Source organism: Pseudomonas sp. MF08875 (genome assembly GCF_059862525.1).
Genome location: NZ_JCBCUW010000002.1, coordinates 92,337 through 104,760 on the forward strand (window position 1 = coordinate 92,337; position 12,424 = coordinate 104,760).

General features: G+C 63.0%; 10 protein-coding genes and 1 pseudogene. 9 read left to right on the forward strand and 2 right to left on the reverse strand.

Going from position 1 to position 12,424, the window contains the following annotated elements; genetic code table 11:
* Nucleotides 1–191: 191 nt before the first annotated feature.
* Nucleotides 192–2,411, reverse strand: a complete 2,220-nt coding sequence (locus AC19YT_RS01750) for a primosomal protein N' (protein ID WP_500597304.1) — start codon at nt 2,409–2,411, stop codon at nt 192–194.
* Nucleotides 2,412–2,621: 210 nt separating this feature from the next.
* Between AC19YT_RS01750 and rpmE the strand changes: the two genes are divergently transcribed.
* The 3 genes from rpmE to AC19YT_RS01765 all read left to right on the forward strand — a co-directional run bounded on the left by rpmE (nt 2,622) and on the right by AC19YT_RS01765 (nt 5,115).
* The gene (gene rpmE / locus AC19YT_RS01755; protein ID WP_010213765.1) at nt 2,622–2,840 is read left to right on the forward strand and encodes a 50S ribosomal protein L31; all 219 of its coding nucleotides are present in this window, start codon (nt 2,622–2,624) and stop codon (nt 2,838–2,840) included.
* Between the two features lie 74 nt (nt 2,841–2,914).
* Nucleotides 2,915–3,664 (forward strand): thermonuclease family protein, encoded by a 750-nt coding sequence (locus AC19YT_RS01760; RefSeq protein WP_500597302.1) that lies wholly within the window; start codon nt 2,915–2,917, stop codon nt 3,662–3,664.
* Nucleotides 3,665–3,846: 182 nt separating this feature from the next.
* Entirely contained in the window at nt 3,847–5,115 is a 1,269-nt protein-coding gene (locus AC19YT_RS01765; RefSeq protein WP_500609609.1) for a malic enzyme-like NAD(P)-binding protein, read from the forward strand.
* A gap of 144 nt (nt 5,116–5,259) precedes the next feature.
* Here AC19YT_RS01765 and AC19YT_RS01770 read toward each other — a convergent pair whose 3' ends face one another.
* On the reverse strand, nt 5,260–7,689 hold the full coding sequence (locus AC19YT_RS01770; RefSeq protein ID WP_500597338.1) for a penicillin-binding protein 1A: 2,430 nt from the start codon (nt 7,687–7,689) through the stop codon (nt 5,260–5,262).
* A gap of 213 nt (nt 7,690–7,902) precedes the next feature.
* On the opposite strand from AC19YT_RS01770, the gene pilM reads away from it, so the two are divergent.
* From pilM to aroK, 6 genes and pseudogenes are all read left to right on the forward strand, one after another.
* On the forward strand, nt 7,903–8,877 hold the full coding sequence (pilM, locus tag AC19YT_RS01775) for a type IV pilus assembly protein PilM (RefSeq protein WP_500609610.1): 975 nt from the start codon (nt 7,903–7,905) through the stop codon (nt 8,875–8,877).
* Nucleotides 8,877–9,437, forward strand: a complete 561-nt coding sequence (locus tag AC19YT_RS01780; protein WP_500609611.1) for a PilN domain-containing protein — start codon at nt 8,877–8,879, stop codon at nt 9,435–9,437. Before pilM ends, AC19YT_RS01780 begins: the two co-directional genes overlap by 1 nt.
* Nucleotides 9,434–10,033, forward strand: a complete 600-nt coding sequence (locus AC19YT_RS01785) for a type IV pilus inner membrane component PilO (RefSeq protein WP_095108901.1) — start codon at nt 9,434–9,436, stop codon at nt 10,031–10,033. Before AC19YT_RS01780 ends, AC19YT_RS01785 begins: the two co-directional genes overlap by 4 nt.
* Entirely contained in the window at nt 10,030–10,545 is a 516-nt protein-coding gene (locus AC19YT_RS01790) for a pilus assembly protein PilP (RefSeq protein WP_500597296.1), read from the forward strand. The genes AC19YT_RS01785 and AC19YT_RS01790 overlap by 4 nt, the downstream gene beginning before the upstream one ends.
* 113 nt (nt 10,546–10,658) lie before the next feature.
* Nucleotides 10,659–11,897, forward strand: a pseudogene (locus AC19YT_RS01795) (type IV pilus secretin PilQ); the annotation flags it as partial.
* Between the two features lie 4 nt (nt 11,898–11,901).
* Nucleotides 11,902–12,420 (forward strand): shikimate kinase AroK, encoded by a 519-nt coding sequence (aroK, locus tag AC19YT_RS01800; RefSeq protein WP_095109004.1) that lies wholly within the window; start codon nt 11,902–11,904, stop codon nt 12,418–12,420.
* Nucleotides 12,421–12,424 lie beyond the last annotated feature (4 nt).

The following is a 12,424-nucleotide window of genomic DNA, read 5'->3' on the forward strand; positions in this document are numbered from 1 at the left end:
CTCTTTCGACCGCAAGCGGCGGCGCGTCGGTGCGCAGGTGGAAAAACTGGGCATTATCCGTTGCCGGGGCGGGCTTGCCAACCGTGCAAAGGGGTTTGAGTGGCAAGTGGCTAGCTGCAAGCGGTCAGTAAGCGCGGATGTGCTGCTAACTTCAAGCGTGTGGCTGGCCACTGGGCCCGGCCCCGCTGAAGTTAGTACAAGTCGACGGGGTCCACATCCAGCGACCAGCGTACCGCCCGGCCGCTGGGCATCTGCTCCAGGGCCAGCAGCCAACTGCCCAGCAAGCGATGCAGCGGCGCGCGGGCGCTGGCTTGCAGCAGCAATTGGGCGCGGTAGCGCCCGGCGCGGCGCTCCATGGGCGCGGGCACCGGGCCGAGCAGTTCGATGCCGCCCAATTGCAATTGGGCCAACAGTTCTTCTGCCACGCTGCACGCTTCGTCCAGGAACGCCTCGGCCTGCCCAGGCTTGTGTGCCTCGGCGCGCAACAGGGCGAGGTGGGCGAAGGGCGGCAGGCCGGCGGCGCGGCGTTCGCTCAGGGCTTGTTCGGCAAAGGCGAAATAGCCTTGTTCGGTCAGTTGGATCAGCAGCGGGTGGTCGGCCAGGTGGGTCTGGATGATGACTTTGCCCGGCTCTTCGGCCCGCCCGGCACGGCCCGCAACCTGGACGATCAACTGGGCCATGCGCTCGCTGGCGCGGAAGTCGCCGGAGAACAGGCCGCCATCGGCGTCGAGGATGGACACCAGGGTCACCCGGGGGAAGTGATGGCCTTTGGCGAGCATTTGCGTGCCCACCAGGATGCACGGTTGGCCCTTCTGGATGGTGGCGAACAACTGGTTCATCGCGTCCTTGCGCGACGTACTGTCGCGGTCCACCCGCAGTACTGGGTAGTCGGGGAAGAGTATCCCCAGGCGTTCCTCGGCGCGCTCAGTGCCTGCGCCAACGGGACGCAGGTCGACTTTGCCGCATTGCGGGCAGTGGCGCGGCACGCGCTCGACGTGGCCGCAGTGATGGCAACGCAGTTCGCCGGAGCGTTGGTGCACGGTCATGCGGGCGTCGCAGCGATCGCATTCCGACATCCAGCCGCAGTCGTGGCACAGCAGCGTTGGCGCAAAGCCGCGGCGGTTGAGGAACACCAGCACCTGCTGGCCGGCGGCCAGGGTCTGGCCGATGGCTTGCTGCATGGGGCCGGAAATGCCGCTGTCCAGTGGGCGGCTTTTTACGTCAAGGCGTAGGAAACGCGGCTGTTTCGCCCCGCCAGCGCGCTCGTTGAGGTGCAGTAAGCCGTAGCGGCCGATGTAGGCGTTGTGCAGGCTTTCCAGTGAGGGCGTGGCGGAGCCGAGCACGATGGGGATGTTTTCCTGGCGCGCGCGCACCAGGGCCAGGTCGCGGGCGTGGTAGCGCAGGCCTTCCTGCTGTTTATAGGAACCGTCGTGTTCTTCGTCGACGATAATCAGCCCCGGGTTTTTCATCGGCGTGAACAGTGCCGAACGGGTGCCGATAATAATGTCGGCATCGCCGTCGCGGGCGGCGAGCCAGGCCTCCAGGCGTTCGCGGTCGTTGACCGCCGAGTGCACCAGGGCAATGCGCGCATTGAAGCGCTGCTCGAAGCGCGCCAGGGTCTGCGGGCCCAGGTTGATTTCCGGGATCAGCACCAGCGCTTGCTTGCCGGCCTCCAAGGTTTCGCGGATCAACTGCAAATAGACTTCGGTCTTGCCACTGCCGGTGACCCCGGCCAGGAGAAAGGCGTGGAAGCTGTCCGCCCCGGCGCTGATGGCCTCGAACGCGGCGCGTTGCTCGGGGTTGAGGGGTAATTCCGGTTGCGCCAGCCAATGTTCGTGGCGCGCTTCGGGGGCGTGCTTGCGGATTTCTACCTGCACCAGTTCCTTGGCCAGCAGCAGGTCGAGGCTGTCTTTGCTGAGCATTAACTTGCTCAGCAGTTGATGGGCCACGCCGTGGGGGTGCTGGGCCAGGGTCGCCAAGGCCTCGCGCTGGCGCGGCGCGCGGGCGATACGCGGGTCGTCGGCGCGGGCACCGGGGGCCACTGACCAGAAGCGCTCCTGGCGGGCCTCGGCCAGTTCGCCCTGGCGCAGCAGTACCGGCAGCGCCCAGCTCAGGGTGTCGCCCAGGCTGTGCTGGTAATACTGGGCGGTCCACAGGCACAACTTGAACAGCGCCGGCGGTAGCGGCGCCGTGGCGTCGAGGATGGCCAGCGCCGGTTTGAGCTTCTCGGCGGGCACTTCGCTGTGCTCGGCGATTTCGACCAGGATGCCGATCATCTCCCGGCGCCCGAAGGGTACGCGCACGCGCATGCCCGGCTGCAATTGGGCCCGCAGCACCCCCGCAGGGGCACGGTAGTCAAACAGGCGGCGCAGCGGCGAAGGCAGGGCGAGGCGCAAAATGGCGTCGGGCACGCGGGGGTTTCTCGGTAAGCAGATGTTTAGAAGGCCCGGAGCCTAGCAGACGGGCGGTGCAGTGTCCCCTGTCTGGGGGGGGGGATTTTCTGATGAGGAGCACTTCGCACCGCTTGCGCGATCAGGCTCGTCTGGTAGAATCCGCGGCCTAATTACGTGCGGTGTTCAACAATAGTGTTGTGCGGCGGCACGCTAGCCCGAGGAAACACCATGAAAGCCGATATCCATCCAGCGTACGAAACCATCGAAGTAACTTGCAGCTGCGGCAACAAGTTCGAAACCCGTTCGAACCTGTGCAAGCCACTGGGTACTGACGTATGCAACGAGTGCCACCCGTTCTACACCGGTAAGCAGAAGACTCTGGATACTGGCGGCCGTGTACAGCGCTTCGCCGATCGTTTCGGTGCTTTTGGCGCGAAAAAGGCCTAAGGCCGATCAACTTGGGAAGCCCTCGCGGCTTTTCCTCGCTGATGAAAAAGGCGTCCCTCGCGGGCGCCTTTTTTATGTCTGCGATTTGGCTCCCCGGCGCCCAGGCCTTCTGCCCTGCGCCCGAGGGGCTGACCCAGGTCGAGGTGCAGCGGGTGGTCGATGGCGACACCCTGCGCCTCAAGGATGGCCGCAGCGTACGCCTGATCGGCCTTAATGCCCCGGAACTGGGCAAGCAAGGTCGCACCGACGAGCCCCTGGCGGTTGCCGCCCGCCAACGCCTGCAAACCCTGGTGCGCGAGAGCCGCAACCGGGTGGCGCTGCGCCCCGGGCGCGAGGGTAAGGATCGTTATGGCCGCACCTTGGCCCATGTCTATGGCGCCAGCGGCGCCAACCTTGAAGCGCAATTGCTCGCCGAAGGCCTGGGGTTCCAAGTGGCGGTGGCGCCCAACATCGATTTAGTCACCTGCCAGCAAGCGGCAGAACGCCACGCCCGGCAAGCGGGCCTGGGGGTGTGGCGCCCGTCACCGGTACTCAACGCGCAGCAGATCACACGGGCCGGGTTCGCTGTGCTCAGCGGTCGGGTGAGTGCGGTGGAGCGTAATCGCGGTGGAATTTGGATTCAGTTGCAGGATTCGGTTGTGCTGCGCGTTGCACCCAATCTGCTCAAGCAGTTCGACGTCGCCGCCCTCGAGCGCCTCAAAGGCCAGTCAATAGAGGCTCGGGGCTGGGTGCTCGACCGCACGCGGCGCGGCGGTTTGCAGCCGGGTCAGGCGCGTTGGCTGCTGCCATTGACGCACCCAAGCATGTTGGATGCAGGTAAATAACGGAAAGTTGTAGACATTTTTGGTGTCGATTGTGAACAGTGTAGCCCTTGTGTTCCGTGGCTCTTGGCCGAAAGTCGTAGCCTAGGGCTCTTGACACCGGTGACCGGGCAGTCTTGTAGGGACTTTCGCAGGCGAGTATCCTCGGCGATCCGTCGTCCAACAGTAAAAGCGGAATGCCGATTATGTCTGACTTGAAAACTGCCGCTCTCGAATATCACGCCCATCCTCGTCCAGGAAAGCTGAGTGTCGAGCTCACCAAAGCCACTGCTACCGCCCGCGACCTGTCGCTGGCCTACAGCCCCGGTGTGGCGGAGCCTGTGCGTGAAATCGCGCGTGATCCCGAGCTGGCCTACAAGTACACGGGCAAGGGCAATCTGGTTGCAGTCATTTCCGATGGCACCGCGATTCTCGGCCTGGGTAACCTTGGCCCGCTGGCGTCCAAGCCTGTTATGGAAGGCAAGGGCGTACTGTTCAAGCGTTTTGCCGGTATCGATGTCTTCGACATCGAAGTCGACTCCGAAAGCCCACAGGCCTTCATCGATACCGTCAAGCGCATCTCCATTACCTTCGGCGGTATCAACCTGGAAGACATCAAGGCACCGGAGTGCTTTGAGATCGAACGTGCTCTGATCGAGCAGTGCGACATTCCAGTGTTTCACGATGACCAGCACGGCACCGCGATCGTCACCGCGGCCGGCATGATAAATGCCCTGGAAATCGCAGGCAAAACCCTGCCTGAAGCCAAGATCGTCTGCCTGGGCGCCGGCGCCGCCGCCATCTCCTGCATGAAGTTGCTGGTGAGCATGGGTGCCCAGATCGAAAACATCTTCATGGTCGACCGTACCGGCGTGATCCACTCCGGCCGCGATGACCTGAACCAGTACAAAGCGGTATTCGCCCACGCGACCGAAAAACGCACCTTGTCCGACGCGCTGGAAGGCGCGGACGTGTTCGTTGGCCTGTCGGGTCCGAACCTGCTGAGCGCTGAAAACCTGCTGCGCATGGCGCCCAACCCGATCGTGTTCGCATGCTCCAACCCGGACCCTGAAATCGCTCCGGAACTGGCTCACGCCACCCGTAACGACGTCATCATGGCCACCGGCCGTTCGGACTACCCGAACCAGGTCAACAACGTACTGGGCTTCCCGTTCATCTTCCGCGGTGCCCTGGACATTCGCGCCAAGCGCATCAACGAAGAAATGAAAGTAGCTGCCGCCAACGCCCTGCGCGAACTGGCCAAGCTGCCGGTGCCACAGGAAGTGTGCGACGCCTACGGCGGCATCAAGTTGGAATTCGGGCGTGAGTACATCATTCCCAAACCAATGGATGCCCGCCTGATTACCGTGATCTCCGATGCCGTGGCCAAGGCCGCGATCGAGACCGGTGTAGCTACCCTGCCGTACCCGAAGAACTACCCGCTCAAAAGCGTCGATGACGTTTTTAACGGTTAACAGCAGCACCATAAAAAAACCCGGCCTCTGAGCCGGGTTTTTTTATGGGGGAGCAGTTGCAAGTTATTAGCGGCAAGCGGCAAGTAAGAGCGGGTTGCGTCGCTGTTGCTTGCAGCTAAAAGCTTGCCGCTGCTCCTTGCTGTTTTAAAACAGATCGATGGGCGCCGCCTCGTCCGCCGGCAGCGGGCTGCCCGGGGCGCTGCCGCCTAGCTCGTTGACCGAGGGCGGGGTGTCTTCGCTCTTGAACAGCTCGAAGTAGGCGTTGGGGGTGCCGGGTGAGGCGGCACGGCCGCTGACTGGGTCTACCCGCAGGCTGAGGATGCCTTCCGGTTCGCTTTGGGTGTGGGCTGGCTTGCCCTTGAGGGCGGCGCCCATGTAGTTGATCCAGATCGGCAGCGCAACGGTGCCGCCGTACTCACGGCGCCCGAGGCTTTCGGGCTGGTCGAAACCGGTCCACACCGTCGTCACGTAATCGGCGTTGTAGCCGGAGAACCAGGCGTCCTTGGACTCGTTGGTGGTGCCGGTCTTGCCCGCCAGGTCGGTGCGGCCCAGGGACAGGGCGCGGCGGCCGGTGCCGAGTTTGATGACGTCTTGCAGCATGCTGGTGAGGATGTAGGTGGTGCGGCCATCGACAATGCGCTCGGCCACCAATGGGGTCTGCACTGCAGGCGCCGGGGCTTCGCCGGGGGTGGCATCGATGGTGAAGCTGTCGGAGGCTGGCGCGGCGATGCCATCGCTGGCGGCGGTGTTGCCGGGGACGCTGGCCGGGTTGGCGGTGAACAGGTTCTCGCCGTTGCGGCTTTCGATCTTGTCGATGATGAACGGGGTGATCTTGTAGCCGCCATTGGCGAAGGTGCTCCAGCCCGTGGCGATTTCCATCGGCGTTAGGGTCGCGGTGCCCAGGGCCAGGGACAGGTTGGGCGGCAGGTCCTGCTTGTTGAAGCCGAACTTGCTGATGTAGTCGATGGTGCGGCCCACGCCCATGCTTTGCAGCAGGCGGATCGACACCAGGTTGCGCGACTTGTACAGCGCCTCGCGCATGCGGATCGGGCCGAGGAAGGTGTTGGTGTCGTTTTTCGGGCGCCAGACTTTGTCCAGGTACTCATCGACAAACACGATCGGTGCATCGTTGACCAGGCTGGCGGCGGTGTAACCGCTGTCCAGGGCCGCGCTGTAGACGAAGGGCTTGAAGCTCGAGCCGGGTTGGCGCTTGGCCTGGATGGCGCGATTGTAGTTGCTTTGCTCGAAGGCGAAACCGCCGACCAGCGAGCGGATCGCGCCGTTTTGCGGGTCCAGGGACACCAGCGCGCCTTGAGCGACCGGGATCTGGCTGAACTTCAGCGACCCGTCGGCCTGGCGTTGCACGCGGATCAAGTCGCCGACCTGGGCCACGTCCGCCGGTTGTTTCGGGTTGGCGCCCATGCTGTTGGTGTTCAGGAAGGGCCGCGCCCACTTCATGCTGTCCCAGGCCACATGCGCCTGGCCGGTGCGGGTCAGCACTTGCAGGCCGGTTTTTTCGACCTCGATGACAATCGCCGGCTCAAGCCCGCTGAAGGTGCGCTGCTTGGTCAACTCCAGGGTCCAGGCTTCGCGGGTCTTGCCTGGCAGGCGCGATTCCGGGCCACGGTAGCCGTGGCGCTGGTCGTAGGTCATCAAGCCTTCGTGCAGGGCGGTGTTGGCCATTTCCTGCAGGTTGCTCGGCACCGTGGTGGTTACGCGAAAACCTTCGGTGTAGGCGTCGCTGCCGTAGCGCCCGACCATCTCGGCGCGGGCCATTTCGGCGATGTACGGCGCGTTCACTTCAGGCGTGGGCACGTGATAGCTGGCGTTGAGTGGCTCGTTCAGGGCGATCTGGTACGACGCCTCATCGATCTTGCCCAGTTTGTACATGCGCCCCAGGATCCAGTCGCGGCGCTCCTTGCTGCGCGCCGGGTTGGCCAGCGGGTTGAACCGCGAAGGGGCCTTGGGCAGGCCGGCGATCATCGCCATCTGCGCCAGGGTGACGTCGCGGATCGATTTGCCGTAATACACCTGCGCCGCCGCCTCGATCCCGTAGGCGCGGTTGCCCAGGTAGATCTTGTTGACGTACAGCTCCAGGATCTCGTCTTTGGTCAGCTGCCGCTCGATCTGCAGTGCCAGGAGGATTTCCGTGGCTTTGCGCGAGAAGCTGCGTTCGCTGGTCAGGAAGAAGTTTTTCGCCACCTGCATGGTGATGGTGCTACCGCCGGACTGAATGTGCCCGCTCTTGACCAGTTGGGTGGCGGCGCGCATCAGGCTGCTGGGGTCGACGCCATGGTGGTTGGCGAAGTTGTCGTCTTCAGCACTTAGTAACGCATTGATGAAATTGGGGGGAATGTCGGCGAACAGGATCGGAGTACGGCGCATTTCGCCAAATTCTGCGATCAACTTGTTGTCGCTGCTGTACACCCGCAGGGGAATCTGCAACTGGATACTTCGCAGCGCCTCTACCGACGGCAACCCGGGACTAAGATAGAGAAACGCGCCGCTCAGGCCCAGCACCAGAGCGCAGACGACGGCGACGAACGACCATCCGAAAAACTTCAGCAGACGAATCAAGGCTTTTGGATTTCCAGAGAAAAGAATGAATTGAGCGTCGAGTGATTAGCGCCAAACTGTGGCGACTCACGCTTGAGATAAAAACCGGAAAAAACGCTGGGCATTATAAGCATTTTTCGACAGGCGCAGTCATTTGCGCTTGTCAGCCCGCGCGGCCATGGAACGGCGCGCCTTTAACCGACTTCTCCAACTCCACAACGTCATAAGGAAATGATCGTGCCAGGACTCTTCGGCAATAAAAACGGCAGGCTGCTGGGTATTGATATCGGCGCCACTTCTATACGGCTGGTGGAACTGAGCCGTTGCGGCACCGGTTTACGGCTCGATGCCTACGCCATCGAGCCACTGCCCCCCGGCGTGGTGGTCGAACGTAATCTGCTCGATACCCAGGGCGCAGCCCAGGTGCTCTCGCGGCTGTTGCTCAAGGCTGGCACCGCTTTGAAGGAGGGCGCCAGCGCCGTGGGCGGCGCGGCGGTCATCAGCAAAACCCTGGAGCTGGAAAGTGGCCTCGGCGAGGCGGACATGCAGGCCGCGATCATGCTCGAAGCCGAGCAGTACATTCCCTATCCCCTTGAAGACGTCGCCATCGACTTTGAAGTCCTGACCTGCCCCGCGCTTGAGCCCGGGCGGGTGTCGGTGTTGCTGGCCGCTTGCCGCAAGGCGGATGTCCAGGCCCGCGAAGCGCTGCTGGCCCTGGCCGGCCTGCGGGCCCGGGTGGTGGAAAGCGAAACCGATGCCCTGGAACGTGCGTTGGCGCGGCTCGATGGGGTTAATGACCCGGGTGTCGTCGCCGTGGTCGATGCAGGCATCAGCACCACGACCTTGAGCCTGGTCCGCGAGGGGCGCATCGTCCAGGTTCGCGAGCTGCTGTTGGGGGCCTTCCCACAGGGTGGCGCGGCTGTGGAGGACTTCCAGCTTGAACTGAGCCAGCAAGTCTCCCGGGCGTTGCAGGCGTTTATGGCGCTCGATCAGGCCACGGCGGTCGAGCATTTGGTGTTAACCGGCGAAATGGCAGCGTATCGGGGGCTGGTGCAAGGCGTTGGGCAGACGTTGGGGCTGCCGGCGCTCGTCGCCAACCCGTTTCACGACATGGCCCTGGGCGATCAGGTCGATGCCTGCGCGCTAGCCACTGATGCTCCGGCGCTGATGGTGGCCTGTGGGTTGGCCATGCGGAGTTTCGACTGATGGCCAGGATTAACTTTCTGCCCTGGCGCGAGGCCCGTCGCCAGGCGCGGCGCAAGGAGTTCATCGTCATTGCGCTGGGCGCGATGCTGGGGGCTATGGCAGTGGTGCTGCTGGTTGGCCAGTACCTCGACAGCGCGAGCCGACATCAGTCGGTACGCAACCTGGCGCTGGGCCGGCAAATCGCAACGCTGGACGAACAGGTTGCACGGTTCGATGAACTCAAAGCTCAGCGCCAGGTATCGATGGAGCGCCTGAGAGTGATTCAGGGTTTACAGGGCGACCGCCATCGTGGCGGGCGGATACTTGAGCAGTTGGTTCACGTCTTGGTTGACGGTGTGTACTTCACCGAAGTGGCCATGGGCGGCCAGACCCTGTCGATTGTCGGGGTCAGTCAGTCGAACCCGCAACTGGCCGAGTTGATGCGCAAACTTGCGGCCTCTGATTTGTTCGAGGCGCCGACCCTCGAACAAATCCGGGCAACCGGCGGGCAAGCGCATTTAGGGGCTTTCCAGCTGACCGTAGCCCAGGCTCGGCCGAGCGTGGCGGGGGGAGTGCAATGAACGCGATGCAATGGTCGGGCGACCTGACGTTGAGCAACCTGGGGGACTGGCCGCCCATCGCCAAGGTTGCGGCGGTCGCCCTGTTGCTGTGCCTGGTGCTGGCATTGGGCTACGGCATCTACCTTAAGCCCATGAGCCAACACCTTGAGCGGCTGCGCATGGATGAACGACGCCAGCAGGAGCGGCTCGCCGCCAAGACGCGGCTGGCCGCGGACCTGGAGCAGTACCAGGCGAAGATGCAGCTTATGCAGCACAGTTTCGAGGGGTTGCTGCGCCAGCTCCCGGCGGGCAGCGAAGTGCCGGATTTACTGGACGATATCACCCGGACGGCGACTGGCAGCGGCTTGGTGTTTGAGGAAATCAAGCTGCTGGCGCCGGTGGAGCAAGCGTTTTACCGCGAGTTGCCGATGCAGGTTGTCGTCATCGGCGCCTATCACGACCTCGCCACCTTCGTTAGCCGTTTGGGCGCGTTGCCGCGAATCGTCACCTTGCATGACTTCCAGATCGGCCCTGTGGTGGTCGGCAGCGAGTCGCCGCTGCGCATGGCGTTGCAGGCCCGGACTTACAGCTACGACCCGGCGGAGCAGCAGCCATGAACCGCGGCCTATGGATGGCCAGTGTGCTGGCGGCAATCTCCGGTTGCAGCAGCGACAGCGCCGAGCAGGTTGCCAGCTCGGCTACCAGCACACTTAGCCTGCCATCGACCATTGAGCCTGCTGCGTTGCCGGACGTTGGGCCAGCCTTCATCTATAAGGCCGCGGGGTTGCGCGACCCCTTCCGCTCTTCGGCTGTGGAGCTGGTGCCGCGCCCAGCGGTGGCGCGCGCGCAGGTACAGCCTGATCCGACGCGGGGAAAGCACTTTTTGGAAGGCTTTGCTCTGGAGCAGTTCGAAATGGTCGGCACGCTCTCCAACGCGGGTGCGTCTTTTGTGCTGCTACGTGGGCCGGGCGGTGTACACCGATTGAAGGTGGGCGACTACCTGGGCCGCAACGACGGGCGGGTGGTGGCCGTGGGTGAGCGGCATGTGGAGGTCATCGAACTCGTTCCCGAGGGCGAGGAGGGCTGGCTGGAACGCTCTCGAATCCTCGCTTTGAAAGCACACTCCTGAAGGGAATCGGAACCATGAAAAGGACTCTTTCATCCTGTGTGATGGCGCTATGGATGGCGTCGGTGCAGGCAAACGTAACCGATCTCCCTGCCTTGGGTGGGTGGGGTGGCCAGTACAGTGGCGAAAAGCTGTCGCTGAACTTCCAGGACATTGAAGTACGTTCGGTGCTGCAAGTGATCGCCGACTTCACCCGGCTCAATCTGGTGGCCAGCGATGCGGTGCAGGGCAGTATCACCCTGCGCTTGCACGAGGTGCCTTGGGATCAGGCACTGGACATCGTCCTCAAGACCAAGGGCCTGGATCAGCGCAAAGTCGGCAACGTGCTGTTGGTAGCGCCCGCGGATGAAATCGCCGCCCGCGAGCGGCTGGAACTGGAGTCGCAACGCCAGGTGGCGGACCTGGCGCCGCTGCGTCGGGAACTGCTGCAAGTCAACTACGCCAAGGCCAGCGACATTGCCAAGCTGTTCCAGTCGGTGACCGGCGCCGAGGTCAGTGCTGAAGGGCGGGGCTCGATCACAGTGGACGAGCGCACCAACAACATCATTGCCTACCAGACCCAAAACCGCCTCGACGAACTCAAGCGCATCGTCGCGCAGCTGGATATCCCGGTGCGTCAGGTGATGATCGAGGCGCGCATCGTCGAGGCGGATGTGGGCTACGACAAAAGCCTGGGGGTGCGCTGGGGCGGCTCGATCCGCGGTGGCGGGCGCTGGAGCGCGTCGGGTACCGGCGCGTCTTCGGACGAGGGCGAAGCCAGTTCGCCTTTTGTTGACCTGGGTGTGGCCAATCGCACATCCGGCATCGGGGTGGCCTACATCAAGGACAACCTGCTGTTGGACCTTGAACTGACCGCCATGGAGAAGACCGGCAACGGGGAGATCATCTCCCAGCCCAAAGTGGTGACCTCCGACAAGGAGACCGCCAAGATTCTCAAGGGCACGGAAATCCCCTACCAACAATCGGCCAAGGACGGCGCGACCTCGGTGTCGTTCAAAGAGGCGTCGCTGTCCCTGGAGGTCACGCCGCAAATCACCCCGGACAACCAGATCATCATGGCGGTCAAGGTCACCAAGGATGAGCCCGATTACCTGAACCGCCTCAATGACGTCCCGCCGATCAGAAAAAACGAAGTCAACGCCAAGGTGTTGGTGGCCGATGGCGAGACCACCGTGATTGGTGGCGTGTTCTCAAATACTCAAAGCAAGGTCATAGATAAGGTGCCATTTCTTGGCGATGTGCCGTATCTTGGCCGCCTTTTCCGAAGGGATGTTGTTTCGGATAAAAAATCCGAGCTGCTGGTGTTCCTGACTCCCCGTATCATGGACAACCAGGCGATTGCTGCGAGTCATTGATTCTGTGCGAAATTTGATTCTTGTTGGGCCAATGGGTGCTGGTAAAAGCACCATTGGCCGCTTGCTGGCCAAAGAGCTGCGCCTGCCGTTCAAAGATTCCGACAAGGAAATTGAATTGCGCACGGGCGCCAATATCCCGTGGATCTTCGATAAAGAAGGCGAACCGGGTTTCCGTGACCGTGAAGAGGCGATGATCGCCGAACTCTGCGCCCTTGATGGTGTGGTGCTGGCGACCGGCGGTGGCGCGGTCATGCGCGAAGCCAATCGCCGCGCCCTGCATGCCGGCGGGCGCGTGGTTTACCTGCATGCCTCGGTGGAGCAGCAGGTGGGGCGCACCGCACGGGACCGCAATCGGCCATTGCTGCGTACCGCCGATCCGGAAAAGACCCTGCGCGACTTGCTGGCGCTGCGCGACCCGCTCTACCGGGAGATCGCCGACCTGGTGGTGCAAACCGATGAGCGGCCGCCGCGAATGGTGGTCCTGGACATCCTCGCCCGTCTGCAACAGCTGCCTCCCCGTTAAAGCG